We start from the raw sequence: 25119 nt of genomic DNA, 5'->3' as shown, positions 1-25119 counted from the left end.
GTGGACCGGCTCACCGAACTCGGCTACTACGCACTCTCCCGACATCCGGTCACCCCGGCCGAACTCGTCGGCGAGGCACACCTGGCGGACAAGGCAGGCTTCGGCACCGCGTTCGTCTCCGAACGATTCAACGTCAAGGACGCCGCCACCCTGTGCGGTGCGGTGGCCGCGGCCACCACCGGTCTCGGAATAGCCACGGCGGCAACCAATCACCACACCCGGCACCCCATCGTCACGGCGACGATGGGAGCGACGATGAGTGAGCTCAGTGCCGGACGGTTCGCCCTCGGACTCGGCCGCGGGATCTCCGCCCAATGGCAGATCCTCGGTCTACCCAATGTCACCGGAGCTCAGCTCGCCGATATCACCGGGCTGCTCCGCCGGTTGTGGTCCGGCGAGATGATCGTCGGCCACGACGGTCCAGCCGGCAGCTATCCACTGCTCAACCTCGGTGTGGCGGTCGACCCGCCGCCACCGATGCTGCTGGTGACGATGAGTCCGCGCACCCTCGAACTCGCCGGTGCGATCGCCGACGGCGTAGTGTTGCACACCTTCCTGACCGCCGACGCCACACGCCGTGCAGTGGCTGCGGTGCGAACCGGCGCCGAACGTGCCGGCCGCGACCCGTCGTCAATCCGCATCTGGTCGGTGGTCGCCACCGTCGGCGACGAACTCGACGAGACCGACCGCCTCAGAAGGCTCTACGGCAGGCTCGCCACCTACCTGCAGGGGTATCCCGACCAGTTGATGGCGGCCAACGGCTGGGATCCCGCCGACCTCGACCGGCTCCGGTCGACCGCCGGATTCATCGGTGCCCGCGGGCCGCTCGACGCCACCGCGACGGACACCGAACTGGCCGATCTCGCCGCCGTCACCCCCGACCACTGGATCGCCGACTGCGCGACCGGCAGCGCCGCCGAGCGCGCCGAATCGTTGAACGCGCAGTTCGAACTCGGTGTCGACTCGGTCATCCTGCACGGCGCCACTCCGAGCGAACTCCTCCCCGTCCTCGACGCCTACCGCACCATCCGTCCGGCCGACCGGTCCGGTCCGGCCGCATTGCCCACCAATCCGGGGAGGATCCGATGACCACCGAGCTGCCCGTCGACATCCCGGTGACCCCTGAGGGACTCACCCCCGAATGGCTCACCGTCTTGCTGCGGACCCACGGTCACGACGTCGAGGTCACCTCGGTCGGGCACACCCCGGTCGGCACCGGACAAATGGCGGGAAGCTTTCGCCTCACCCCCACCTACACCCAGCCGAACGCGTTGCCGCCCACGCTGATCGCCAAGCTGGCGACCGGCCCGTCCGAGCAGCGTGCGTTCGCCTCCGGGGCCTTCCGCAACGAGGTCCGCTTCTACCGGGAGCTCGCCGCCCGGTTCGACGTCCCGGTGCCGGCCTGCCATGCCGCGACGATCTCACCGTCGGGCCGCGAATTCGTGTTGCTGCTCGACGATCTCGCCGACGCCCGGCAGGGCGATCAGATCGTCGGATGCTCCCCGGCGCAAGCGCGGTCGGTTGCTCTCGCCGCCGCCGGGCTGCACGGCCCCGGCTGGAACGACGATTCGCTGGTGGCCGCCTTCCCGCTGCCCACGGACGACGACCGCGAGGTGATGGACTCCGTTCTCGAGCCCATGGCCGCGGTCTACACGGACCGATTCGGACCGCAGGCTCGCGCGCGCGCCGCCGTCGACTGGATGGTCCGGCACGCGGCCGACTGGCTGGTCGCGCCGACCGAGAATGCCGCGCTCATCCACGGCGATCTCCGGATCGACAACGTTCTGTTCGGTGCGGACGGCCACGTCACGGTGATCGACTGGCAGACCATCACCACCGGGAACCCGCTGAGAGACATCGCCTTTCTACTCAGCACCAGCCTGTCGACCGCCGATCGCCGCACCCACGAGCGGTCCATCGTCGCCGACTATCACCGGGCCCTGCTCGAATTCGGGGTGACCGGCTACACGTCCGAACACTGTTGGCGCGACTACGTCGACAACCTCATCCAGGCACCCATGATCGTCGTCTTCGGCGCGGCGGCCGCTCAGCCGACCGAACGCGGCAACGCCATGTTCACCACCATGCTCGACCGTGCCGCGATCGCCGTCGACGATCTCGTCCCCGGAGGTCTCTCCGGATGAAACTCGTCATCGGCGGGAACGGCTTCCTCGGCGCCCACGTGGTGCGTGCACTCGTCGCCGACGGTGAGCCGGTGCGCGTGTTCAGCCGCACCACCAGCGACATGCGGTCGTTGTCGGGCCTCGACGTCGACCATGTCTCCGGAAGCCTGTTCGACCATGACGCGGTGGCCGCCGCCATGCGTGGCGCGGATGTGGTGTACCACTGTGCGGTCGACACCCGAGCATGGTTGACCGATCCCACCCCGCTGTACCGCACCAACGTGGACGCCCTCGGTGCCGTCCTCGATGTCGCCGCCCGCGCCGACCTCGATGCGTTCGTCTTCACCAGCACGATGGCAACCATCGGCCGACACCCCGATCGCGTCGTCGACGAGCGGGATTCCTTCAATTGGCGGGACACCGCAACCGATTACGTGCTCTCCCGGGTGGCCGCCGAAGACCTCGCGCTTCGGTACGCGCGGGAGGAACGGGTACCGGTGCGCGCGATGTGCGTCTCCAACACCTACGGTGCGCGCGACTGGCAGCCGACGCCGCACGGGTCCTTCGTTGCGGCGGCCGCGTTGGGGCGCATGCCTTTCGGTATCCGCGGCATGCGCGCGGAGGCGGTGGCCGTCGACGACGCGGCCGCTGCGTTGCTCGCCGCCGCCCGGCGTGGCCGCACCGGCGAACGCTATATCGTCTCCGAGCGCTACCTGGATCTCGGCGAGGTGATCACCACCGCGGCGACCGCAGTAGGTGCTGCCCCACCACGCCTGGTGCTGGGAAAGCCCGCGCTCTACGCCGCCGGAGCAGTCGGCAGTCTGCGCACACGCCTGACCGGCCGACCGCAGCGTCTGCGAATCGAGACGGTCCGGCTGATGCATCACATGTCGCAGATGAGCCATGCCAAGGCCGAGAGTGAACTCGACTGGCACCCGCGCCCGGTCACCGACGCGATAGCCGAGGGGGCCCGGTTCTGGCGCGACCGGCGCCGTCCTCGGGCAACCACCACTCAAGCCAGCAGCGAGGCCAGTTCGTCCAACGAATAGGGAGCGCTGTCCGCATGGTCGCGGTAGGCGACGAACCCGGCCTGCTGCGGCGGAAATCGACCGATGAATCCACCTGCCGCGCTGAAGATCTCACCAGATATATGTTCGGCGGCATCGCTGGCGAGGAAGGTGTACAGCGGTGCGACGTAATCCGGCGGAGCCGGGTCGAGCGCGGCGTCGCGGGTCAGGTCGTCGAGCACCCCACGCTCGTGCAGACGCTCGATATGCCGCACATAGTCCTCTCCCGAGGACAGTCTCGACTTGGCGCCCGGCATCACCACGTTGACCCGCACACCGTGGTGGGACAGGTCGCCGTGGGCGGCCAGCGCGAGCGCGTTGACGCCGCCCTTGGCCGCCGGGTAGCCGCTGCCCCCGAACAGGCCGAGCGACGCCGCCGATCCGGTCAGCACAATCGACCCCGACCGTTGTTCGACAAACACGCGCCCGGCGGCCTGCGTCAGATGAAAAGCACTCATCAGATGTGCGTCCACCTGGGCCCGGAAGTCCTCGGTGCTGATCGTCAGCACCGTGGAGAAGGGCGGCTCGGCGATGCCCGCGCAGTTGATGGCGATGTCGAGCGCGCCGAACTCCCCCAGCGCCGTCGCCACCATCGTCTCGGCGATCCCCTCATCACCCGCCGAGCCGCACACACCAACCGCGTAGGCACCGCCGCCGCGAATCTCGGCCACCGTGTCGTCGACAGCAGCCTTGTCCCGGCCGTTGACCACAACCGAAACACCTTGACCGGCGAGCGCATACGCGACGGCCAGACCGATTCCCCGGGTCGCGCCCGCGATGATCGCGACCCGGCCGGACAACCGGGCACTCACCGGCGGCCGCCCTTCCGCCTCGGACATCAGGCGGAACTGCCGACCGGTGTGATCGGAATCGACGGTCCCCGATCGGCGAAGACGAACGTCGCCCCCGAACTGAATCGTGCGATGGCCACCTCACCGGACTCCTTGCGGGACTTCTCCCCCAGCCGGAACCGCGCCACCAGACCGTCGTCGGTCGCCGACGCCACCACCTCCCAGCGATCATCGACGGCGGTACCCACCGCCTGCAACGCCTCGGTGTGATCGGCGTCGACCACGGTGAGCCAGCCACCGTCGGTCACCGCATCCGAGACGACCGGAATCGTGACCACGACCTCGTCGCCGTCGACCACCGCGGTCACCCCGGTGTACTCCACCGGGCCGAAGCAGGGATGCAGGCCGATGACCCCGGCCAGGCCGGCGGCGTCGGTCGGCAGATCGAGCGCCTGCCGGAGCCGATCGGCGGCCAGTCCGGCGATACCGGTGAGCTGCTTGCGGAAGATGTCGGTCACCTGCTCCTCCGACTCGGCGAATCGTCGGACGCTCCACAGGAATCCGAGCGAGAGTAACTGGTGCTGCAGCGCAACCTCGGCCGCGATGCGCACCAGCGCGGTCTTCGACCACTCACGGAACTGTAGGTCGTCGAACAGCGGTCCGCGATAGTCGACGTGACCGTCGGTCGCATCGGGATCGATCGCCGACAATCCGACCTGCGCGGCGCGCGTGCCGAACATGGTCTCGGCATCGGCGGGCAGCGGCAGTTCTTCGCGGTCGGGCTCGATGGTGACGGTCCACGCACAGTGCGGATGCCGGTCGGTCGGTATGCGCGGGGGTCGATGAATCGGCCGGATCCGTGCCCGCCGATTGGTGGCGATCGCGGTCGCGTCGAAGGTCGGGTCCTCGATGTCGTGGCACATGGTGGTGACGTAGTCGTCGCCCATGGGTTCCACATCCATCAGTGCGCCACAGTGATTCAGGACGAACGCACCGTGGTTACGGTCGGTGATCTCATACCGGAAATCCATGAACTGCGGCGGTGCGCCGATGTCGAGCTGGAGACATTTGAACATGTCCTCGACACCGTCGCCGTCGATCCCGAGGGCGGTGCGCATCCGGTGCGTGTACACCGGACTCGCGGCCATCCATTCCTCGATCGCGATCTTGCCCATCACATCTCGCCCGAAGGCGCCGATGAGGTGGGCCATCCCGCTGCGGTCGATCATCTGACCCGACAGCAGGAGTTCGGGTACGAGCGCGGCGAGTTGGCTCTGACTCAGACCTGAATAGGTCGGGGCTGGTTGAGTCATCGTCTCAGCTCACCAGAACGCGACCGGCGACTTGCCGTACGGATACCAGCCCGGCAGGTCACCCGGGGCCGACTTCTCGATGCGCTTGAGCATCCCGTCGCTCATCGCGTTGTCCTTGAGTAGCTCGATGAACAGTGCCGAGACATTCCCGAAGTCGAAGAAGTCACGCTGCCACGAGAACTCGAAGTTGCCGGCATATTTGAACCAGCTGCCCTGGATGCCGTCCAGCGCGTAGTTCGAGCCGTCCTCGCGGGTACGGTCGTAGACCTGCTTCCACAGGCCGATCATGTCACCGGTCTGCTCGTCGATCACCCAGGCCTGATACGGATAGGTCCACCCCTCCAGACCCTCCATCTCCTGTCCCAGCGCGAGATCACGGATCTCGTCGCGGCCGACGGCCATGAAGTCCTTCTCCGGACCGTAGTTCCAGCCGTAGGTGGCGTCGACGGTGTAGAACTCCGCCAGCGGCTTCCAGTCGCCGGCCTTCTCACACTCGATGTTGGCGGCGAGCCACCGCTGCTTCATCTCTTCCAGTTCGGCGCGATCAAAAGGCATGTCGTTCCTTCTCACTCGTCGTCTTCGACGGTCCGTAGGGCTTGGGTCGGGCAGTACTGAACCGCGGCCTTCACGGCAGCACGGTGTGATTCATCGGGATTGGGGTCGAGGATCTTGACGCTGTCACGTTGCGCCTCGAAGATCTCCGGAGCCTCCATCTCGCACATTCCATGCCCTTGGCACAGGTCGAGATCGACTTCGATGCGCATGGTGCTCAGCTCCTCTTCCGATACCGGACCTTGCATGGCTGAGCCAGCTGAACGACCATCTTGGAGTGGTCGTTGTGGTACGAGTCGGCCGGCTGCGCCAGCTCGAATTCGTAGTTCTGCAAGAGCACCGAGAAGATCGCCTTGAGCTGCATGATCGCGAACTGCGCACCGACGCAACGGTGCCGACCCGCACCGAACGGGATCCAGGTCCACCGGTTGATGAGGTCGTCCTGACGCGGCTCGATATAGCGGTCCGGGTCGAAGGCGGTGGCGTTCGGGAAGTCCTCGGGTAGCTGGTTGGACACCGCGGGTGAGACCGCGATCGACTGTCCGGCCTTGATCTCGAAGTCCTCGATCTGGATGTCCTCCTGCACCACGCGCATCAGGATGATGAGCGGCGGATGCAGGCGCAGGGCTTCCTTCAACGACGCCTCCAGCTTCGGGATCTGGCGCATCGCCGCGAAGCTGTACTCCGCCTTGCCCTCACCCTTGTCGGCGTAGATGTCGTCGAGCTCGGCGACAACCTGCTCCATGTACTGCGGGTTGCGCAGCAACTCCAACAGCGTCCACGCGGCGGTGCCCTGGGTGGTGTGGTGGCCGGCGAACATCATCGAGATGAAGATGCCGGTGACGGTGTCGGCGCTGAACATGTCGCTGCCGTCTTCGTTCTTCAACGACACCAGCACGTCGAGGAGGTCGCGATCCTCTTTGTTCTCCGGCGGGTTCTCGGCACGGCGCGCCATCACCCCGGCCATGAACTCGACGAGTTCGGCACGTGCCGCGTCGCGACGACGGAAGCTCTCGATGTCGGCGTGGTAGTCGACATAGGCCAGCGGGTCGGTGCCCTTCTCCAGATCGTGGTAGAGCTCGGAGATGTGCTTGGACAGTTCCTCACGGAATTTGCGGCCGATCAGGCAGGCCGACGAGGTGTAGAGGGTCAGCTCGCCGAAGAATTCCAGCAGGTCGATCTCGCCCTCGTCGCCCCAGTCGGCGATCATCCGCTCGACCTCGTTGGGGATGGTGACGGCGTGCTGCTTCATGTGGGCACCCTTGAGCGCCTGGTTGTGCAGCATCTCGCTGCGCCGTTCGGGGCTGGTGTCGAAGACGACGCCCTCACCGAAAACCGGTGTCATGAACGGATATGCGGCGGCCTGGTCGAGCACCTCGTCGGGCGCCCGGAAGAACTCCTCGTTCGCGGCCGCGCCGGACACGAGGACGACTTCGCGGTCGGCCAGCTGGAACTGCCCGACGTCGCCGCATTCCTCGCGGACACGCCAGAACAGCGAGATCGGATCGGTGGCCAGCTCGTCGAGGTGGCCGTGTTCGCCGTCGCCGCCCGAGACGCGTTTGGGCTTGGTGATCGCAGTCATATGAGTGGCTCCCTTCTATCCGTTGGTCTGTTCACGTTTGGCGCGAGGGATGGCCCCCTCGGCCTCGACCTCGACGACGCGCATATGCGCCCCGCGAGGCATCGATACCATGGCCGACACCGCCTGCGCGATATGTTCGGGCGCGAGGAAATTCCCGTGTCGGGCGAGGCCATGCTTGATCCAGTCGTTGAGCATGTCCTCGGTGGTCTGCTGATCCAGGTTCATCCCCATCCCGGTCAGCGTCTGACCGGGCCGCACCACCCCGGCGCGCACGCCGGTGCCCTCCAGTTCGAGCTGGATGGTGGCGACCAGGCCGTCGATACCGGACTTCGCGGCGACGTAGGCCGACGACCAGGGACGCGGGCGGATCGCCACATCGGATCCGATGAAGACGAAATCGCCTCGGGCACGGTCCATCATGCCGCCGATCACGGCTCGGAAGATGCGGTAGGCACCGTTGAGGTGAATGTTGATCTGGTCGGCGAAGGCCTCCGGGCTCGTCTCATAGGACAGCCCGACCGCCAGATCGCCGGCACCGGCGACGACGATCTCCAGCGGCCCGATGGCCGCCTCGGCCTTGGCCACGCAGTCGATCACCGACGTCTCGTCGGTGACGTCCAGCGGCACCGCGACAGCCTCGCCGCCCGCCGCGGTGATCTTGTCCGCGAGTTCCTGCAACCTCTCGACCCGTCGGGCGGCGAGTGCTACCGGATGTCCAGCCGCCGCAAGCCATTCCGCGGTGGCGGCACCGATCCCCGACGATGCACCCGCGACCAGGACCGGTCGACGTTCGGGATGTGGAAGAAATGCCATCAGCGAGCCCTCACCTTCACCGGGAGTTCGGCGAAGCCACGCACATTCACCGAATGCACCCGGACCGCCTTGTCGATGTCGATCTCGACCGAGCTGATCGTCTTGACCACCTCTTCGAGACCGATGTTGGCCTCGAGCCGGGCCAGATGCGCACCGAGGCAGAAATGCGCCCCCATCCCGAAGCTCATCAGTGCCTGACTGCAGTCGCGCCCGATCTGATATTCGTGGGCGTCGGGCCCGAAGACCTCGTCGTCGCGGTTGGCCGAACCGACCAGGAGCAGCGCACGCTGGCCGGCGGGAATCACGAAGTCGCCGTACGGCGCATCCTCGACCACGCGGCGCAGCACCATCTGCGTCGAGTTGTCGTAGCGCAGGGTCTCCTCGGTCCAGGCGGGCACCAGTTCCGGATCGGCCAGCACGCGGGCGAGCTGGTCGGGATTGCGCCAGCCCCAATAGAGGGCGTTGGCAAGGAGTTTGGTGGTGGTCTCGTTGCCGGCGACGACCATCAGAACCATGAAGCCGACGATCTCGTCTTCGGTCAGCTTGGTGTTCTCGCCGGTCTCATCGTCGACGATCTCGGCCTCGATGAGCGCCGACACCAGATCTTCGCCGGGATTCTTGCGGCGGTCGGCGATGAGTTCGGAGTAGTACTTGTGCAGCTCGATGTAGGCGTAGATGGCCGCCTCGGGGATGTCGAGGACGCCTTCCTCGCGATGCAGCAGCAGATCGGACTGGTGACGAAGATGGGCCCGATCAGCCTCGGGGACCCCCAGGAGTTCAGAGACCACGTCCATCGGGAGCAGGCCGGCGAAGTCGGCGACGTAGTCGAATTCGCCCTTCTCCAAACAGATGTCCCAATGCTGCTCGGTCAGCTGGTTGATGCGTTCGGCCAACTCGTTGACGCGCCGCGGGGTGAATCCCTTGGACACCAGCTTGCGGATCCGCATGTGCTTGGGATCGTCCATGGCCAGGAAGGACATCGACTTGTGGGCGTCGGGCCCATAGGACGACGGATCCATCGACACACCCCAGCTGTTGGACAGCCGGACGGTGTCCCGGAAGCCGTTGCGGACGTCCTCGTGCCGGGCGAGCGCCCAGAAATCCATCTCGGCGTTGTAGTAGACGGGCGCCTCGTCACGCAGGCGGGTGTACGTCGGGTACGGGTCTTCATGGAAGTCGTAGGCATAGGGATCGAAGGGCAGGAATTTCTCCATACCCTCAATGCCCGCTCCCCCGGTTCCCACCGTGGTTTCGGTCATCATTTCTCCATCAGTAGATGTGCGGCTGCGACAAGACGTTCGGAAGTCTGTTCGTAGGTCATGTGGCCCATCCCGGCGTGCACCAGACCGCCGGCGTAGATCATCTCCAGGGCATCGCAGAGGGGGCCGGGGTTCTCCGGGTCCACCTCGAGGGCTTCGGCGAGACGGCGGCGGATGAAGCCACCGATCCGCAGACGCAGGTGTTCGACGTCGGGGTCGGTGCCGAGTAGGGCCATCGTCACCGCGCCACCGAGCTGTCCCTCACCGGCCACGACCATCGACACCTCGCGCAGCACCTGCGCCACGCGTTCGCCGCGCTCGAGGGAGCGGTCCGGCTCGGCGACTCCCTGCGACAGGCGACGCCAGAACACCTCGGCGACAAGGTGACTCTTCGACGAGAAGTAGGTGTAGGCGGTGGCCGGCGCCACCCCCGCGAGCTTCGCGACCGACCGGACCGTGAGTCCGTCGAAACCGTCGGTGTTGAGGATCTCGACGGCCGCGTCGGTGAGCCGGGCGACCGTTTCCGCCTGCTGCCGGGTGAGGCGGCGGCGAGTGGATTCCTGCGATACGGGGCTGGACATGTGACCGAGGCTACACTAGCTTTAAACGTGAGTCCAGACACCTGTCCAGATGGAGTTCCAGTCACATGTCTCTTCGTCCTGCAGCCGCCTCCGATCTGCTGATCGACGGCAAGCTCATCCCGGGTTCCGGTGGAACCTTCGACGTCATCAACCCGGCAACGGAGGAGGTCATCGGCCAAGCCGCCGACGCCACCGCCGCCGACATGGATGCCGCGATCACCGCGGCCCGCGTCGCCTTCGACACCACCGACTGGTCGCGCGATCACGCATTCCGCGCCAGCTGCCTCCGCCAACTGCGCGATGCCCTACTGGCCCACGCCGACGAGTTCAAGGCGTTGGCCACCGAGGAGATCGGCGCGCCTTCCTTCCTCACCGGCGGCCCCCAGTTCCAGGGCCCGGCCGAGGATCTCGGCTACTTCGCCGACCTCGCCGAAAGCTATGAGTGGACCCGCGATCTCGGCGTTGCCAAGCCGATGGGCCTGAAGAATCAGCGCGAACTGCGCTACGAGGCGGCCGGCGTCGTCGGCGCGATCACGCCCTGGAACTTCCCGCACCAGATCAACTTCGCCAAGATCGGGCCCGCATTGGCCGCCGGGTGCACCGTCGTCCTCAAACCCGCCCCCGACACCCCGTGGGCCGCGGCTCTGGTCGGCAAGGTCATCGCCGAGGAAACCGACTTCCCGGCAGGCGTGATCAACATCGTCACCTCCTCCGACCATGGCGTCGGCGCCCAATTGTCGAGTGACCCGCGCGTGGACATCGTGTCCTTCACCGGCTCCACCGCGACCGGCAAGAAGATCATGGCCGCCGCTGCGGACAGCCTGAAGAAGGTCTTCCTGGAACTCGGCGGAAAGTCGGCGTTCATCGTCCTCGACGACGCCGACCTGGCGGGCGCCTGCGCGATGGCCGCGTTCTCCGTGGTCACCCATGCCGGTCAGGGCTGTGCCATCACCACCCGACTCGTCGTTCCCCGCGAGAAGCTGGCCGAGGCGATCACCGCAACGCGCGACGCGATGGCCGGTCTCCCCGCCGACGACCCCGCAAAACCCGGAACCATCTGCGGCCCGCTCATCTCGGCGGCCCAGCGCGATCGGGTCGAGTCCTACATCGCCATCGCCAAGGAGGAGGGCGGCACCGTCGAGATCGGCGGCGGACGTCCGGCCGACAAGGACAAGGGCTTCTTCGTCGAACCGACCCTGATCTCCGGTCTGGACAACTCCGCACGAGCCGCCCAGGAAGAGATCTTCGGTCCGGTGCTCGTCATCATCGCCCACGACGGCGACGACGACGCCATCGCGATCGCCAACGATTCCCCCTACGGCCTGTCCGGCATGGTCTACGGCACCGACGAGGATCGGATCAACAAGGTGGTCAACGGTGTTCGCACCGGGACCATGGGCGTCAACGGTGGCATCTGGTACTCCGCCGACGTCCCGTTCGGTGGCTACAAGCAGTCCGGAATCGGACGCGAGATGGGCGTCGCCGGCTTCGAGGAGTACCTCGAATCCAAGGCCGTCGCCCGTCCCGCCTGACCATCCCACCCCGACATTCACCAGCAACACCCAAACAGAAAGCAGCGCAATGAGTACCCGACGTTTTGACGGTAAGACCATCATCGTGACCGGCGCGGCCGGTGGCATCGGCGAGGGTTATGCCCGCGGCCTCGCCGACGAGGGCGCCAATGTCGTCGTCGCCGACGTCAACGACGAGTCCGGCGAGAAGGTCGCCGCCGATATCGGCGGTCTGTACGTACACACCGACGTCTCCGATCCCGAGTCGGCGGAGAATCTGGCGGCCAAGACCGTCGAGACCTACGGCAACATCCACGGCCTGGTCAACAACGCCGCGATCTACGGCGGCATGAAGCTCGACTTCCTGATCACCGTGCCATGGGACTATTACAAGAAGTTCATGAGCGTCAACCTCGACGGCGCACTCAACGTGACCCGCGCGGTCTACCCGCACATGAAGGACGGCGGCGCCATCGTGAACCAGTCCTCCACCGCAGCCTGGATCTACAGCGGCTTCTACGGTCTGGCCAAGGCAGGTATCAACAACTTGACCTTCCAGCTGGCAACCGAACTGGGCGGCAACAACATCCGCGTCAACGCCATCGCCCCCGGACCCACCGACACCGAGGCGACCCGTTCCACCACGCCCAAGGAGATGGTGGCCGACATGGTCAAGCAGCTGCCGCTCAAACGATTCGGCACCGCCGATGATCACGTCGGCATGCTGAAGTTCCTGCTGTCGGACGAGGCAGGCTGGATCACCGGGCAGATCTTCAACGTCGACGGCGGACAGGTCTACCGCGCATGAGTGCCCCGGCACCGGTCCGCCTCGGGTACGTCGGCCTCGGCAACATCGGCGGCCCGATGGCGGGTCGCCTGGCCACGTGGCCGGGCGGACTCACCGTCTTCGACCTTTCGCCGGACGCCGTCGCCAAACTGGTCGAACAGGGTGCCACCGCGGTGGATTCGCTCGCCGACCTCGGCTCGGCCGCCGACATCATCGGCATCTGCGTCGTCACCGACGAGCAGGTGCGCACCGTCGTCGCCGGGGAAGGTGGCCTGCTGACGACCGCGGGGCCCGGCACGATCATCACCGTGCATTCGACCATCGGTCCGGACACCGCGGCCCAACTGGCCGCAGTATGCGCCGAGAAGGACGTGATCCTGCTCGACGCCCCCATCTCCGGCGGCGCCCCAGGCGCCGAACAGGGCAGGCTGGCGATCATGGTCGGTGGCCCACGGGACGCCTACACCGCACTGAAGGAACCGTTCGCGCTCGCCGCCGACATGCTCGTACACGCCGGTGACGAGGTCGGTGCAGGCACCAAGATGAAGTTGGCCCGGAATCTGCTGCACTTCATCTCCTTCACCGCCACCACCGAGGCGGCACGGCTGGCCGAGGCCGCGGGCATCGACATCGCCAAGCTGGGGCGGGTCGTCCGGCACACCGACGCCATCACCGGCGGCGCCGGGGCGATCATGTTGCGCGACAACACCGCCCCGATCGAGCCCGACGATTTCTGGCACCCGATCTTCACCCACGTCCGTGGTCTCGGCGAGAAAGATCTGTCCCTCGCCCTCGCGCTCGGCCGCGAACTCGGCGTCGACCTGCCGCTCGGCGACATCGCCCTGCGCGACCTCGCCGCCGGTCTCGGCGTCCCACACACCGAAGGAGAATGACCGTCCATGTCCGATGAATCAGAGGCCCCGGAGCAGACCGACCAGCGGCGCCGAGGGCTGGAGATGATGACCCAGGTGTACGGCTGGGAGATGTCCGACGGTCCCGGCCTGCACTTCGCGCACACCGCCGATCAGCTGTTCGCCGAGGTCTGGACCCGGGAGGGACTCAGCGTCCGGGATCGTCGACTCATCCTGCTCGGCGCCCTGGCCGCGGCCGGCCAGGTCGACGTCGCCGAGATCCAGGCCGGTGCGGCACTGGGCAACGACGAACTCACCCCCGAACAGCTCGAAGAGATCGCACTGTTCCTCTGCTATTACGTGGGGTGGCCGATCGGGACCAAAATGAACATGATGTTCGGTGAGGTGAGCAAGAAGCACCGCAAGGCGCGCAAGGCCGCCCAGCAGCAGTGAGTCAGGAGCAGTACCGGCATGAGGTGGGAACGCAGATGATCTTCCGAAGGCTGTCCGGCGGCAAGGGATGCTCGCTGATGAGCGCAACCCCGGGCCCGGATCTGCACGCATACGGCTACCGCGAGGACGAATACGCCGTACACGGGAACGTCCGCGGACACACCGCGGGTGGCGAGGTCGACGCCGTCGACTTCGTCACCCGCATCCTGGTGCGCCGCCCGACCGATGCCGACCGCTTCAACGGGACCCTCGTCGTCGAATGGCTGAATGTCTCCAGCGGTAACGACGCCGCCCCCGAATACACCTACCTCGCCGACGAACTCGTCCGGGCCGGCTACGCCTACGCCGGGGTCTCGGCACAGTTCACCGGCATCGAGGGCGGATCGGGGTCGGTCGGACTCGGCAACCCCGCCGCCGCAGGCCTGGCCGGCAAGGACCCCGAGCGTTACGGCATGCTACGACATCCCGGCGATGCCTACTGCCACAACATCTTCGCGTCGATCGGTGAGTCCTTGCGGTCGGCTGCCCAGGACGCCGACCATCCGCTGACCGGCCTCCGTGTGCAGCGCGCACTCGCGGTTGGCGAATCCCAGTCGGCGATGGCGCTGACCACGTATACCAACGAATTCGCCCGCGCCCATGGCATTTACGACGGCTATCTGATCCACAGCCGCTCGGCGTCGGCGTTACCGCTCGGCGAGGTGGGAGCGGGCGTCGACATCAACGGCGCGTTCACCGGGGACCCGGTCACCATCCGCGACGATCTCGACACCCCCGTCCTGATCGTGCAGACCGAGACCGACGTGCTCACCAATTTTCGCTATCACCTTGCGCGTCAACCCGATACCAATCGGCTGCGCGTGTGGGAGATCGCGGGCACCTCGCACGCCGACCTCCACCAGATCGGGCCGTACGAGGATATGCTCGGCTGCCCGACGCCGGTCAATCGCGGCCAGCAGCGCTTCGTCCTGCGCGCCGGGCTGCGCCACCTGAACTCGTGGGCCGCCGGTGCTACCGTCCCCCCGGCAGCGCCGCCGCTGCACCTCGACCACGGCGATCGGACCGCCGAACCCGTCTTCGTCCGCGACGCGTTCGGCAACGTCCTCGGCGGGGTCCGCACCCCCTGTGTCGACGCCGCCACCCAAAAGCTCAGCGGCGTCGTCGAGCAGCCGGTGTCGCGGATCTGCCTGCTGTTCGGGTCCACCGAAACCGTCGCCCCCGATCTCCTCGCGGCGCGTTACGGCACCCGGGAGGGTTACGACAAGCACTACCGGGACGCTGCCGACGCCGCGATCGCCGCCGGCTTCATGCTGGCCGACGACCGCGACGCCATTCTCGCCGACGCCAACCCCGATCTCATTCCCTGACAGCGCCCGGAGGCCGACGCCGGGCGCCGAAAGTGGGGGACGAACACTCCTCCCCCACTTTCACGTTCATCCCCGCAATGCAACCAGTGGAACTCCCGAAAAGTAGGGGACGAACACTCCTCCCCCACTTTCAGGCGGCGACCGACGCCGGGCCACCGAAAGTAGGGGACGAACACTCCTCCCCCACTTTCACGTTCATCCCCGCAATGCAACCAGGGGAACTCCCGAAAAGTAGGGGACGAACACTCCTCCCCCACTTTCAGCCGGTGCCAGGCGCCGGACGCCGAAAGTAGGGGAAGAACACTCCTCCCCCACTTTCACGAACATCCCCGCGTTACAACCAGGGGAACTACCGAAACCTCGCGGAAGAACACTCCTCCCCCACTTTCACGTTCATCCCCGCAATGCAACCAGGGGAACTCCCGAAAAGTAGGGGACGAACACTCGTCCCCCACTTTCAGCCGACGGCCTGTTGTCCGCGCAGGTCTTCGTCGGGGCCGGGTGCCGACCGGAGGAAGTCATCCACCGCACGTCGGATCTCACCGGAGATCGCATGTCCGACATGGCTGCCCCGGTACCAGTGCACGCCGCCACCCCAGTGGTCGTGCAACCGGCTGGCGGCCGTCACCGAGGTGACCCGATCGTTGAGCGCCGCGACCACCATCCGCCGCGCAGACCGCGCGTAGGGTTCGACCGACAGCGGATCGACCACCGAGGAGACCGCACGCACCGCATCCGAACGCATCAGGGCGGCGAGTTGTCGGCCTCGCGACCCCGCACGGTCCATGTGATGGGCGAGGGTGCCGTGCATATCCAGCATCGGAACCACGGCGAGTACCGACGAGACACGCTTGTCCAACGACGCCACCAGCGCCGCGATCGGGCCACCCAGCGAGGTGCCCGCGATGGTGATGTCGATGGGGTCGTGCGCGGCGATCCACCCGATGAGCGACCGGATCTCGGCCACCGCACGCAAGGTCATCGCGACATTGAGCAGCGGGTCAAGACCCGGGTAGGCCACTTTGTCCCGACGTCGAGAACCGTGGGCGGGCAGCACCGGGAATGCGACGTCGTAGCCGAGGTTCTTGTGCAGATGCGCGGCCCGGAAGGCATACAGATCATCCGACCGTCCTTGGGCGGCACCGTGAACCCAGATAAGCCAGCGACGGCCGGTTCCACCGCGCGAGAGCACCCGCATCGACGTCAGGCCGTCCCGGTACGGGTCGTCGGCGGGGTCCAGTATCGGGAAGTCCGGCTGCACGGAGAAGTCGATCTGGTGGAAACCTGTTGTTCCGAACAACTTCCGGTCTCTCCCGAGGATGAGCGGAATCGGCGGATCGACGTTCATGCCGAGAGCACCCAGTTCGGTGAACCCGGCGGCCACCTCCGCACAACGGCCGACGCTGCGTTCGATCTCGTCGTTCGGCGGGATGTCGCGGATCACCGAGTTGATTGCGATGAAGAACTCGTCGATGACGGTCTCCCCGACCGCGCGGACACCGACGGGCGACGCGGGGATCCCACTCGCCGGATCGCCGCGACCGGCGTTACGCGCACTCAGCACCGCACGCGGGAGCACGGAGGCGAACAGTTCGGCCCGGGCACGGCCGGTTTCCCAGTCGGGCATCAACACTCCGCGGTCGTCGTGGATGTCACTGTTGCTGCATGCAGGTCGAGGGCGTCGGTGGCCTGTGCCAGCGACGTCTTGATCCGCCGGATGAATCCGGCTGGATCGGGCATGGACTCCGGGGTGGCGATGAGTCCGAAGCTGATTCGGCCCGCATAGCTGTACGCGGTGAGATTGACGTCCGCCGGGGCGATCGCCAACGCGAACGAGATCCAGTCGACGATCTCGATGTCGCCGACCCACCGGGTGGTGCGCGGGCCGGGCATGTTGGCGGTGGTGATGTTGTTCATCACCAGGGGCGCCCGGTGCGCGGCGAGACTGCGGAAGACCGGACCGACCCGACCCGTATAGGTGGCGATCTTCTCGGTGAGTTCGAAACCGATGGCCCGACGCCGGCGTACCGTGGCGTCACAGCTGGCCGCGGTCTGCACGATCCGGGCTACCGGATCATCCAGGTCGGTGCGCAGATAGGCGGCGGCGGTGGCGATCTCGTTGCCGAACGTCCGCGTCGACGTGAGGTCCCGACAAACGCCGAACACCGTGACCGACATACCGGGATCCTCGCCGCGCCCGAGGAGTTCGGCCCGCTTGGCGCCGGCGATGACGCCGTGCAGCGCGCCGTTGACCGAGGTGCCGGTGGCCAGCGCGATCCGCTGGATGTCGGCGAGCGGTATGTCGCCGCTGGCGCAGACCCGCTGCGCCCCGCTCCGGGCGTTGAAACTGTTGCGCCGCACCGTCATCGGTTTGGGGATGTGCGCGCCGGCCCGACGAGCACTGCGTTTGGCCTCCAGGGCACGGCCGAAACCGGTGACGACGCGGGGGATGTCGCACAGGAGCTGCCACGATTCCGCACGGGCAGCCTTCCACAGCGTGCGCTGGTCGTGCACCACCCCGACCGGAGCCGGCGGTGCTGGGACGATCACCTCGCCGCGTTCACCCGTCGAGGCCATGAAGGTGTTGAGCGCGGCCAGCCCGTCGGCCAGTGCGTGATGCACCCGCACGACCACCGCCTGCTGCCCTTGCGCCAGCCCATGGACCAGCGTGAGTGCCCACAGTGGCCGGTCACGGTCCAGTCGCGCCACGGCGAGTTCGGCCAATAGGGCATCGAGTTCGGTTCGCCCGCCCGGCGACGACAGGGTGACCTCGTCGAGATGATCTGCGACATCGAAGTATTCGTCGCGCACCCAGAACGGTCGGGCGGCGTAGCCTGCCAGATACTCCAGCCGCTGAGTAGCCCGCGGGAAGCGACCGAGGTAGTTCGGCAGTACCGCACGCAATTCGGCCAGGGTCACCGGCTCCCCGCGCCGGGACGGATCGAGGACGGCCACCTTGAGGGTGTGCATCGGTGTGCTCGCCGATTCCATGTTGAGCATCAGGGCGTCGGGCCCGGTCATACGTTCCACGTCACCCGTCCTTCCGCGGTCGGGTTGCGGATTCGACGGCGCTGGACCCGAGGATGCCGGGATCGCGCGGATCTCCGGGCACCAGTTCACGTTTGACGACCTTTCCGGTCGCGTTGCGCGGCAGTTCGTCGAGGTAGACGATGTCGCGCGGCACCTTGAAACCGGCCAGCTCACCACGCACGTGATCGCGCAGTTGGTCTGCCCCGACCTCGGCTCCCGGTGCCGTGACGACGAAGGCGGCGAGCCGTTGCCCGAACTTCTCGTCATCGACGCCGATGACCGCGACCTCGGTGACGCCGGGATGACCGCCGAGGACCTGCTCCACCTCGAGGGGATAGACGTTCTCCCCACCGGACACGATCATCTCGTCGTCGCGCCCGACGACGAAGAGCAGTCCACTTTCGTCGATCCGGCCGACATCGCCGGACACCATGTGCCCATCGGCGAAATCCTTGGTATCCGAGGTGGTGGTGTACCCGTCGAATCCAGAGTTGCTGGCGACGACGATCCGGCCGATCTGACCGACTGGGAGTTCCCGGTTGTCGTCGTCCAGGATGCGCACGCTGGTGCCGACGAGCGGCCGTCCGGCGGTGTCGGGGGCAGCGCGCAGGTCGGCCGGGACGGCGGTGCTGATGAGTCCGGCTTCGGTGGCGTTGTAGCTGTTGTAGACGGTGTCCCCGTAGCGGTCCATGAAGGCCAATAGCGCGTCGGTGCGCATACGGGAGCCGCTGGCGGTCACGAAACGCAGCGTCGGGGTCGGATGCGCGTCGAGTACGGGACCGGGAAGATCGATGATCCGTTCCAGCATCACCGGGACGACGGCCAGCCCGGTCGCACCGTGCTCGGCGACCATCTCCAGGGTCGCCACCGGATCGAATCTGCGTCGCATGACCATCGTGCAGGTCATCGTCGCCGCGATCGCCACCTGCCCGAATCCCCACGCGTGGAAGATCGGTGCCGCGATCACCACTGTCTCCCCCGACCGCCACGGGATCCGGTCGAGGAGCGCGGCGAGTGACCCGACCGCGGTCGATCCGCCCCGCCGCGCGCCCTTCGGAGTGCCGGTCGTGCCGGAGGTCAGCAGCACGATCCGTCCCGGACGAGGCGGCCGCGGGGCGCGTCGGCCCAGGTGGGCGTCGATGAGCGCATCGAGACTGTCCGGCGCCGGCGATGTTCCGGCCGCGTCACGTTCGGAATCCAGCCAGGCGCGTACTCGCCGGAGTCCCGGATTCCGCTGTGCCGCATGATCGATCAATTCCCCGAACTCGTCGTCGGCGATGACGAGGTCGACCTGCTCACGCGTGAGTACATCGGCCAGCTGGGGTCCGGCGAATCCCGTGTTGAGCAGTACCGCGTCGACCCCGAGTCGCGACAGCGCGGCCAGCGACTCGATGAGGCCACGATGGTTGCGGCACATGATCGCGACCGTGCGGACCGGTGCGCCGGGCAGCGCGGCGATGGCGGCGGCCAGCGCGTCGGCTCGGGCGTCGAGGTCACCCCAGGTGAGGCTGCCCGCCTCGTCGATGATCGCGGTCGCTCGCGGGGCGCGGGCGGCGGCCAGTCCGATGCCGCTGACCGGCGACGCCCCGCCGTGCCTGCGCATCGCCAGGCCCATCCGCGCGTAGCGGTCGATACGCGTGCCACCGAGGAAACCGGAAGATATGAGTGTGCGGGCCAGCCAGGCGGTACGCCGACCACGGGCGCGGAGGCCGACGGCTGTCTCCCGCACCCGGCGCGTTGCTTCGGACCGGCGTGAATCAGACACCGTCACCTCACCCACCCCGGGTTATCCGAGCACCGGGAAACGACGCGCCCGTGCCAGGTCGTCGAGGGCGTGCTGCATCCGCTTGCGCACCATCTCGTCGACGACGTCGTGATCGGGGTCGGAGCCGAACTCCGCGACGATGTCGATGGGGTCGAGGACCTCGGTGACCAGCTTTGACGGCAGTGGCAGATTCGGCGGGAAGCCGGGGGTGAGTCCGAAGGGGAAACCCAGGCCGAAGGGGGCGCTCTTGATCCGCAGGAGTTTGTCGATGCCAAGGAAACGGGCGAGGCCGTCGCCCCGGTTGAGGAAGAGCTGGGTCTCCTGTCCGCCGAGGGTGACGATCGGGACGATCGGGACACCGGCCTCGATGGCGGTGCGTACGTAGCCTTTTCGACCGTTGAAGTCGATGGTCGCGCTGTGCGAGGTCGGCCGCATCGCATCCCAGTCACCGCCGGGGAAGACGATGGTCGCGGCTCCCGACCGCAACGCGTGTACGGCGTTACGCGGGTGCGCGGGCAGGAATCCCACCTTGCCGAAGATCTCCTTGCCCAGCCCGTTGAACAGGATGTCGTGGGCGAGGGTGTACAGCGGCCGGGCGTCGCCGAACTGGTCGGCGAAGGCGACCGCGATCACCGGCACGTCGAAGGCCAGCATGCCGCCGGAGTGATTCGAGACGAGCAGGACTCCCCCGTCGGGCACCTTGTCCATCCCACGGACTTCCGAGCGGAAGTAGGTTTTCGCGACCAGCCGCAGGAGCGGGAGGACGCGGCCGACCCAGTTCTCGTCGCGATCGACGAGTTCGCGCTGTTCGGCACCCATCGGGTTCTGCTCCTGACACCTTTGCCACTGCCGGAGGTCGGGATTCGCCGCGACAAGTCGTCGGCGTTCGGCTGGTCCGGCACGCGGAGATCATGATCTTCCGCTAAATTAGAACACGTTCTAGAAATGCGCGCCACTTGTGGTCGCTCGACGACCGCCGATCACGACCGGGAGCCCCCGTGGAATTCACCATCGAAGACATCTCCGAAACCGAACTCGAACGTCGGCGTGCGGTCTACGCCCCACTTGCCGACAGCGTCCGCGAGCTGATCGACGCGGTGATCCGCACCGAGGTCCCCGACGAGCTGATCGACGACGCCCGGCGACGGATCGCCGATGTCGTCACCGACCTGCGGGCCGCGCAGATCGACGGCCCGTACGGCAACCGTTTCACCCCGGACGGTGCCGGCATGCCCTGGGGGAACGCGGTCATCGGAGTCCGCAACGCGATCGCCCCGCCGCTGGTGACCGAGAAGGTGGGCGACGGGGTGCGAGCCGAGTTCACCCTCGGCGCCGCCTACGAAGGGCCTGGCGGACATGTGCACGGCGGGGTATGCGCGATGATCCTCGATCACATCCTCGGCGAAGGTGCCAGCGTCGACGGCGTTCCCGCCTACACCGGCACCATCACCGTCCGTTACCTGCGCCCGACCCCGTTGGGTGATCTGGTCTGCCAGTCGTGGGTGACCGAACGCGGCGGCCGCAAGAAGATCGTGCGCGGCACGTTGTCCGACGCCGACGGCATCACCGCCGAGGCCGAGGGCATCTTCATCGAGCCCCGGCAGTGGTCGGGTGCGGTACCGCCGGGCGTCGTGGACTGACGCTCAGGACGCGATGTCGTCGGCGCCGAGGTAGGCGTGCTCGATGCGGCCGACGTCGCGGGCCAGTGTCGATGCGTCCTCGTCCAGCCGCACCTGGCCGTGAACCAGAACCATCGCGCGATCGGCGACGTCCAGTGCCAGCCGCACATGCTGTTCCACGATCACGATCGCGGTGCCGTCGGTCGCGGCCACCTCACGCAGAACGGGCAGGATCGACTCGACGATCACGGGTGCCAGCCCCATGCTGAGCTCGTCGATCAGCAACGCCTTCGGTCGCTGCACCAGCGCCCGGCCGATGGCCAGCATCTGCTGTTCACCGCCGGACAGCTGACCCGCATCGACCTTCAGCCGTTTGCGCAGCGACGGAAAGTGATCGAGGACCCGCTCGACCTGTTCTTTCCGGTCGCCTCGGGCACGGACCGCGAGAGCGAGATTCTGGGTGACACTCAACCGGCCGAACAGGGCACGATCGTCGGGGACCAGAACCACCCCCGCCCGCACCGCGGCGCGCGGGTTGCCTGCCGGCAGCGGCGACCCGCCGACCGCGACGCCACCGCCCAACGCGGGCAGCAGCCCGGCGACGGTGTTGAGCAGGGTCGTCTTCCCCGCCCCGTTCGGGCCGACCAGCGCCAGGATCTCGCCGGTGCGCAGCGACAGGTCAACGCCGCGCACACAAGGACTGTTCTTCCGGTAGCCGGCGTCGAGAGCGCGGCAGTCGAGCACATTCGTCATGTCGTCACCTCCTCATGGTGGCCGAGTTCGGGTTTCCGCGGTGCGGGGTCCGTCGGCTCCTCGTCGTCCTCGGCCGCCTTCGGAGTCCCGAGGTAGGCGCGGATGACCTCGTCGTCGGCCCGGATCTGCGCCGGTGTACCGACCGCGATGACACGACCCAGGTCCAGCACGACCACCCGGTCGCAGATACTGAGCACCAGATCCATGTCGTGGTCGACGAGCAGCATGCTCACCCCGGTCGACCGCGCCGCGAGCAAACGTTCACCGAGCCAAACGCTTTCGGTGGTATCCAGCCCTGCCGCCGGTTCGTCGAGCAGCGCGACATCCGGCCGACGAGCCAGCACCCTGGCCACCGAGACGAGTTGCCGTTGCCCCTGGGACAGATCCGCGGCCGTCACGTCGGCCAGCTCGGTGATCTCCAGCAACCCGAGGACCGCGGCAACCGTCTCGGCCGGATCGTGATCGCCGCCGACCGCCCCGGCCAGCACATTCTCCGCGACCGTCAGCTCGTCGTAGAGCTCGATGTCCTGGAAGGTGCGTCCCAATCCGAGCCGACTCCGGCGGAAGGCAGGCAGATGATGGACGTCGTTGCCGTTCAATCGAATCCGGCCGGCCGCGGGGGCGAATCCGCCGATCGCGTCGATCAGCGTCGTCTTCCCCGCTCCGTTGGGGCCGATGAGGCCGACGATCTCACCGGGAGCCACGGTGAAACTGACGTCCGCGAGGGCCCGGACCTGCCCGTAGAGAACTCCGACGTCACTCACCTCGAGCACCGGCGTATCACCGTCGACCCGGCCCGAGACCGGCGCGGCCACACTGATGTCGGTGGTGACGACCGGCTCCGGTGTCGAGCGCAGCAGTCGACCGAAAGGCAGGCGCGCGAGCGGTAGTCGACCCAGATGACCGACCAGACCGTCCGGGCTGGTGATCACGACGACCACCAGCATGATGCCGCTGATCAGCAGGTAGTAGTCGCCGAACGTCTCGCTGAACTGATCGAAGGCGGTATAGAGGATGCCGCCGGGCGCCATAATCCCGGCGAGCAACGCGCCCGAGATCGAGGTCACCCCGGCCACATAGAACACCGCGAACAGACCCAGGCCCGCGAAGACCGAGTAGGTCCCGGCCGTGGCCAGCGACTGCTGGTAGGCCAGCAACGATCCGCCGAGTCCGGCCAGGAAGGAGGCGACCGCGAAGGCGGCCAGTTTGGTGACTCCGACATTGATACCTGCGGCCGCCGCGGAACGTTCGTTGGCGCGCACCGCCAGCATCGCGGCACCGTGATTGCTGCGGCGCAACCAGGCCACACCCAGTACTGCGAGAACCAGGACGACCAGGCACAGCACACCGAAGACAACTCGCGGATATCCCTCGCCCGCACCGATACCCAGGTCCAGTCCGAACAGCGACGGCGCCTGCACGGGAGCTCCCTGTATCCCGCCGTTGAGCGAAGGATTGCGGAACCAGAACGCCTCGAGGAACACCGCGAGCGCCAGCGTCGCGACCATCAACGGCAGACCCCGGACACGCAGCGCGGGCAGTCCGACGATCACCCCGACCACTGTCGCGGCGAGCGCGGCCAGCAGGGGCGCGATCGGGAACGGGACGCCGAAGTCCTCGGTCAGCCGGGACAGCCCATAGGCGCCGACACCGGCAAGCGTCAGCTGGGCGAGCGACACCTGGCCGGCATACCCGGTGACCACCGTCTGCGACAGGGCGATCACCGCGTAGATCATCGACAGGATGACGGCGAGGCGGAAGTCACCGCTGGTCGCGACCAGCGCGACGATGCCGATGACCACGCCGAACACGCTCGGCGCCAGCACATGTCGTGGTCGTGGTGATCGTCCGAGACTCTGGCCGGCCACCGCACCGCGTCCGGGCAGCGGATTGCCTCGCGCAAGCAGGAAGCCCAGGATGAGCACCAGCGGAACCGCTTCGGCCAGACCGGCGTCGGGCATCCAGTCGACCATCGACTGGATGTTGGTCGCCTCGGCCTGCAGCATGCCGATGGCCAGCCCAGCGCCGACGGTGAGGGCGATACTCGTGAAGTTGCCGACCAGCGCGGCGGCCAGCGCGGGCACGATGAACATCGAGTAGGCAACCGGGTTCAGCGGGACGATCGGGGCGATCACCACACCGCCGATGCCTGCGGTGGCCGAGGACAGCGCCCAGTTGCTCAGCGCGATCCGGTCCGGCGACAGGCCGGTGACGAGCGCACCCTTCTCCGACTCCGCGGCCGCCTCGGTGGCAACGCCGAACCTCGTGTACCGCAACACGAGTGCGGCACACACACCCAGTGCGACGATCACCACGGCGAGCCAGATCCGGTCGGTGGTCACCGAGGTGTCGCCGATGCGGATGACGTCACGGGCGAAGATGGCGCCGACATTGGGGGTGTTCTCGCCGACCCGCAATGCGATCAGCGCCTGGATGACCAGCATCAGACCGATCGACGCGACCGCCTTGGCGAGCACGGGCGCACTGCGCATCGGACGAAAGACGATGAGGTAAAGCAGAACTCCGAGCGCGGCGGCGATGATGACGGAGATCAGGAGTGCCGGGATCACCTCGACTTTGCCACCGAGGTCGACCCGCGCCTCAAGGCCGGGAACAGGGTTGAGGAGATACCCCTGACGCAGGAAGCCGTAGGTGTAGGCGGCGTAGAGGGCGATGGCACCGGTGGCGAAGTTGACCACACCGGAACTCTTGAAGGTCATCACGAGTGCGAGGCCCAGGGCCGCGTACACCGCACCGTTGCCCAATCCCAGCACAAAGAAGGCGAGATGCTCAGACATGGAAAGCCTTAACTGACGAAGCGCACCGGGGGTCCGGCGTTCTGTGGGCAGTGGGGCGGGGGGGGGGGGGGGGGGGGGGGGGGGGGGGGGGGGGGGGGGGGGGG

23 protein-coding genes are annotated in these 25119 nt (G+C 67.2%); 9 read left to right on the top strand and 14 right to left on the bottom strand.

Features of this window, described 5'->3' with window-relative positions:
* The 3 genes from QSJ18_RS14000 to QSJ18_RS13990 are packed head-to-tail and all read left to right on the top strand — an operon-like array spanning position 1 to position 3172.
* Positions 1–1089 carry a TIGR03857 family LLM class F420-dependent oxidoreductase gene (locus QSJ18_RS14000; RefSeq protein ID WP_286327141.1) on the top strand — a complete coding sequence of 363 codons (1089 nt, stop codon included), beginning with the start codon at positions 1–3 and terminating at the stop codon, positions 1087–1089.
* Complete coding sequence (locus QSJ18_RS13995) at positions 1086–2144, top strand: phosphotransferase family protein (RefSeq protein WP_286327140.1); 1059 nt, start codon at positions 1086–1088, stop codon at positions 2142–2144. The genes QSJ18_RS14000 and QSJ18_RS13995 overlap by 4 nt, the downstream gene beginning before the upstream one ends.
* Positions 2141–3172 carry an NAD-dependent epimerase/dehydratase family protein gene (locus tag QSJ18_RS13990; RefSeq protein WP_286327137.1) on the top strand — a complete coding sequence of 344 codons (1032 nt, stop codon included), beginning with the start codon at positions 2141–2143 and terminating at the stop codon, positions 3170–3172. The genes QSJ18_RS13995 and QSJ18_RS13990 overlap by 4 nt, the downstream gene beginning before the upstream one ends.
* Here QSJ18_RS13990 and QSJ18_RS13985 read toward each other — a convergent pair.
* Genes QSJ18_RS13985 through QSJ18_RS13950 form a run of 8 tightly spaced genes read right to left on the bottom strand, consistent with a single transcriptional unit; the run spans position 3136 to position 10081 of the window.
* Positions 3136–4029 (bottom strand): SDR family NAD(P)-dependent oxidoreductase, encoded by an 894-nt coding sequence (locus QSJ18_RS13985; protein ID WP_286327134.1) that lies wholly within the window; start codon positions 4027–4029, stop codon positions 3136–3138. The genes QSJ18_RS13990 and QSJ18_RS13985 overlap by 37 nt on opposite strands.
* Positions 4029–5294, bottom strand: coding sequence for a hypothetical protein (locus tag QSJ18_RS13980; RefSeq protein WP_286327132.1), 1266 nt, complete (start codon positions 5292–5294; stop codon positions 4029–4031). The genes QSJ18_RS13985 and QSJ18_RS13980 overlap by 1 nt, the downstream gene beginning before the upstream one ends.
* Positions 5295–5303: 9 nt before the next feature.
* Positions 5304–5849, bottom strand: a complete 546-nt coding sequence (locus tag QSJ18_RS13975; protein WP_286327131.1) for a nuclear transport factor 2 family protein — start codon at positions 5847–5849, stop codon at positions 5304–5306.
* 11 nt (positions 5850–5860) lie between these two features.
* Complete coding sequence (locus QSJ18_RS13970) at positions 5861–6058, bottom strand: ferredoxin (RefSeq protein WP_286327130.1); 198 nt, start codon at positions 6056–6058, stop codon at positions 5861–5863.
* 5 nt (positions 6059–6063) lie between these two features.
* Entirely contained in the window at positions 6064–7428 is a 1365-nt protein-coding gene (locus QSJ18_RS13965; RefSeq protein ID WP_286327129.1) for a cytochrome P450, read from the bottom strand.
* A gap of 15 nt (positions 7429–7443) precedes the next feature.
* On the bottom strand, positions 7444–8241 hold the full coding sequence (locus QSJ18_RS13960) for an SDR family oxidoreductase (protein WP_286327128.1): 798 nt from the start codon (positions 8239–8241) through the stop codon (positions 7444–7446).
* Positions 8241–9500, bottom strand: a complete 1260-nt coding sequence (locus QSJ18_RS13955; RefSeq protein WP_286327127.1) for a cytochrome P450 — start codon at positions 9498–9500, stop codon at positions 8241–8243. The genes QSJ18_RS13960 and QSJ18_RS13955 overlap by 1 nt, the downstream gene beginning before the upstream one ends.
* Positions 9500–10081 carry a TetR/AcrR family transcriptional regulator gene (locus QSJ18_RS13950; protein ID WP_286327125.1) on the bottom strand — a complete coding sequence of 194 codons (582 nt, stop codon included), beginning with the start codon at positions 10079–10081 and terminating at the stop codon, positions 9500–9502. Before QSJ18_RS13950 ends, QSJ18_RS13955 begins: the two co-directional genes overlap by 1 nt.
* A gap of 65 nt (positions 10082–10146) precedes the next feature.
* On the opposite strand from QSJ18_RS13950, the gene QSJ18_RS13945 reads away from it, so the two are divergent.
* The 5 genes from QSJ18_RS13945 to QSJ18_RS13925 are packed head-to-tail and all read left to right on the top strand — an operon-like array spanning position 10147 to position 15050.
* Positions 10147–11613, top strand: coding sequence for an aldehyde dehydrogenase (locus tag QSJ18_RS13945; protein WP_286327124.1), 1467 nt, complete (start codon positions 10147–10149; stop codon positions 11611–11613).
* Positions 11614–11662: 49 nt separating this feature from the next.
* Positions 11663–12400, top strand: a complete 738-nt coding sequence (locus QSJ18_RS13940; RefSeq protein ID WP_286327123.1) for an SDR family oxidoreductase — start codon at positions 11663–11665, stop codon at positions 12398–12400.
* On the top strand, positions 12397–13272 hold the full coding sequence (locus tag QSJ18_RS13935; RefSeq protein WP_286327122.1) for an NAD(P)-dependent oxidoreductase: 876 nt from the start codon (positions 12397–12399) through the stop codon (positions 13270–13272). Before QSJ18_RS13940 ends, QSJ18_RS13935 begins: the two co-directional genes overlap by 4 nt.
* A 6-nt stretch (positions 13273–13278) precedes the next feature.
* Entirely contained in the window at positions 13279–13683 is a 405-nt protein-coding gene (locus QSJ18_RS13930; protein ID WP_286327121.1) for a carboxymuconolactone decarboxylase family protein, read from the top strand.
* A gap of 35 nt (positions 13684–13718) precedes the next feature.
* Complete coding sequence (locus tag QSJ18_RS13925; protein WP_286327120.1) at positions 13719–15050, top strand: alpha/beta hydrolase domain-containing protein; 1332 nt, start codon at positions 13719–13721, stop codon at positions 15048–15050.
* A gap of 457 nt (positions 15051–15507) precedes the next feature.
* Here the strand turns inward: QSJ18_RS13925 and QSJ18_RS13920 are convergent, their stop codons facing one another.
* Genes QSJ18_RS13920 through QSJ18_RS13905 form a run of 4 tightly spaced genes read right to left on the bottom strand, consistent with a single transcriptional unit; the run spans position 15508 to position 20664 of the window.
* Positions 15508–16677, bottom strand: a complete 1170-nt coding sequence (locus QSJ18_RS13920) for an alpha/beta hydrolase (protein ID WP_462476081.1) — start codon at positions 16675–16677, stop codon at positions 15508–15510.
* On the bottom strand, positions 16677–18071 hold the full coding sequence (locus QSJ18_RS13915; protein ID WP_286327220.1) for a wax ester/triacylglycerol synthase domain-containing protein: 1395 nt from the start codon (positions 18069–18071) through the stop codon (positions 16677–16679). The genes QSJ18_RS13920 and QSJ18_RS13915 overlap by 1 nt, the downstream gene beginning before the upstream one ends.
* A gap of 10 nt (positions 18072–18081) precedes the next feature.
* Complete coding sequence (locus QSJ18_RS13910) at positions 18082–19809, bottom strand: AMP-binding protein (protein WP_286327218.1); 1728 nt, start codon at positions 19807–19809, stop codon at positions 18082–18084.
* A gap of 57 nt (positions 19810–19866) precedes the next feature.
* On the bottom strand, positions 19867–20664 hold the full coding sequence (locus QSJ18_RS13905; RefSeq protein WP_286327119.1) for a lysophospholipid acyltransferase family protein: 798 nt from the start codon (positions 20662–20664) through the stop codon (positions 19867–19869).
* Between the two features lie 179 nt (positions 20665–20843).
* On the opposite strand from QSJ18_RS13905, the gene QSJ18_RS13900 reads away from it, so the two are divergent.
* Positions 20844–21485, top strand: a complete 642-nt coding sequence (locus tag QSJ18_RS13900; protein WP_286327118.1) for a PaaI family thioesterase — start codon at positions 20844–20846, stop codon at positions 21483–21485.
* A 3-nt stretch (positions 21486–21488) separates the two neighbouring features.
* Here QSJ18_RS13900 and QSJ18_RS13895 read toward each other — a convergent pair whose 3' ends face one another.
* Together QSJ18_RS13895 and QSJ18_RS13890 are read right to left on the bottom strand one after the other, a co-directional pair.
* Positions 21489–22217 (bottom strand): ABC transporter ATP-binding protein, encoded by a 729-nt coding sequence (locus QSJ18_RS13895; protein WP_286327117.1) that lies wholly within the window; start codon positions 22215–22217, stop codon positions 21489–21491.
* Positions 22214–25015, bottom strand: coding sequence for a branched-chain amino acid ABC transporter permease/ATP-binding protein (locus tag QSJ18_RS13890; protein ID WP_286327116.1), 2802 nt, complete (start codon positions 25013–25015; stop codon positions 22214–22216). Before QSJ18_RS13890 ends, QSJ18_RS13895 begins: the two co-directional genes overlap by 4 nt.
* Positions 25016–25119 lie beyond the last annotated feature (104 nt).

The organism is Gordonia heveisoli (assembly GCF_030315745.1).
Classification (GTDB): Bacteria; Actinomycetota; Actinomycetes; order Mycobacteriales; family Mycobacteriaceae; genus Gordonia.
The sequence above is the reverse complement of the archived record's forward strand: the minus strand, read 5'-3'. Positions and strand labels throughout refer to the sequence as shown.

What these genes read in the sequence shown, in the direction of transcription:
- QSJ18_RS13970 (WP_286327130.1), bottom strand. Translation starts at nt 6,058, where the DNA reads ATGCGCATCGAAGTCGATCTCGACCTGTGCCAAGGGCATGGAATGTGC.
- QSJ18_RS13935 (WP_286327122.1), top strand. Translation starts at nt 12,397, where the DNA reads ATGAGTGCCCCGGCACCGGTCCGCCTCGGGTACGTCGGCCTCGGCAAC.
- QSJ18_RS13940 (WP_286327123.1), top strand. Translation starts at nt 11,663, where the DNA reads ATGAGTACCCGACGTTTTGACGGTAAGACCATCATCGTGACCGGCGCG.
- QSJ18_RS13980 (WP_286327132.1), bottom strand. Translation starts at nt 5,294, where the DNA reads ATGACTCAACCAGCCCCGACCTATTCAGGTCTGAGTCAGAGCCAACTC.
- QSJ18_RS13965 (WP_286327129.1), bottom strand. Translation starts at nt 7,428, where the DNA reads ATGACTGCGATCACCAAGCCCAAACGCGTCTCGGGCGGCGACGGCGAA.
- QSJ18_RS13985 (WP_286327134.1), bottom strand. Translation starts at nt 4,029, where the DNA reads ATGTCCGAGGCGGAAGGGCGGCCGCCGGTGAGTGCCCGGTTGTCCGGC.
- QSJ18_RS13950 (WP_286327125.1), bottom strand. Translation starts at nt 10,081, where the DNA reads ATGTCCAGCCCCGTATCGCAGGAATCCACTCGCCGCCGCCTCACCCGG.
- QSJ18_RS13905 (WP_286327119.1), bottom strand. Translation starts at nt 20,664, where the DNA reads ATGGGTGCCGAACAGCGCGAACTCGTCGATCGCGACGAGAACTGGGTC.
- QSJ18_RS13915 (WP_286327220.1), bottom strand. Translation starts at nt 18,071, where the DNA reads ATGACCGGGCCCGACGCCCTGATGCTCAACATGGAATCGGCGAGCACA.
- QSJ18_RS13920 (WP_462476081.1), bottom strand. Translation starts at nt 16,677, where the DNA reads ATGCCCGACTGGGAAACCGGCCGTGCCCGGGCCGAACTGTTCGCCTCC.
- QSJ18_RS13890 (WP_286327116.1), bottom strand. Translation starts at nt 25,015, where the DNA reads ATGTCTGAGCATCTCGCCTTCTTTGTGCTGGGATTGGGCAACGGTGCG.
- QSJ18_RS13960 (WP_286327128.1), bottom strand. Translation starts at nt 8,241, where the DNA reads ATGGCATTTCTTCCACATCCCGAACGTCGACCGGTCCTGGTCGCGGGT.
- QSJ18_RS13945 (WP_286327124.1), top strand. Translation starts at nt 10,147, where the DNA reads ATGTCTCTTCGTCCTGCAGCCGCCTCCGATCTGCTGATCGACGGCAAG.
- QSJ18_RS13955 (WP_286327127.1), bottom strand. Translation starts at nt 9,500, where the DNA reads ATGACCGAAACCACGGTGGGAACCGGGGGAGCGGGCATTGAGGGTATG.
- QSJ18_RS13975 (WP_286327131.1), bottom strand. Translation starts at nt 5,849, where the DNA reads ATGCCTTTTGATCGCGCCGAACTGGAAGAGATGAAGCAGCGGTGGCTC.
- QSJ18_RS13930 (WP_286327121.1), top strand. Translation starts at nt 13,279, where the DNA reads ATGTCCGATGAATCAGAGGCCCCGGAGCAGACCGACCAGCGGCGCCGA.
- QSJ18_RS13925 (WP_286327120.1), top strand. Translation starts at nt 13,719, where the DNA reads ATGATCTTCCGAAGGCTGTCCGGCGGCAAGGGATGCTCGCTGATGAGC.
- QSJ18_RS13990 (WP_286327137.1), top strand. Translation starts at nt 2,141, where the DNA reads ATGAAACTCGTCATCGGCGGGAACGGCTTCCTCGGCGCCCACGTGGTG.
- QSJ18_RS13995 (WP_286327140.1), top strand. Translation starts at nt 1,086, where the DNA reads ATGACCACCGAGCTGCCCGTCGACATCCCGGTGACCCCTGAGGGACTC.
- QSJ18_RS13895 (WP_286327117.1), bottom strand. Translation starts at nt 22,217, where the DNA reads ATGACGAATGTGCTCGACTGCCGCGCTCTCGACGCCGGCTACCGGAAG.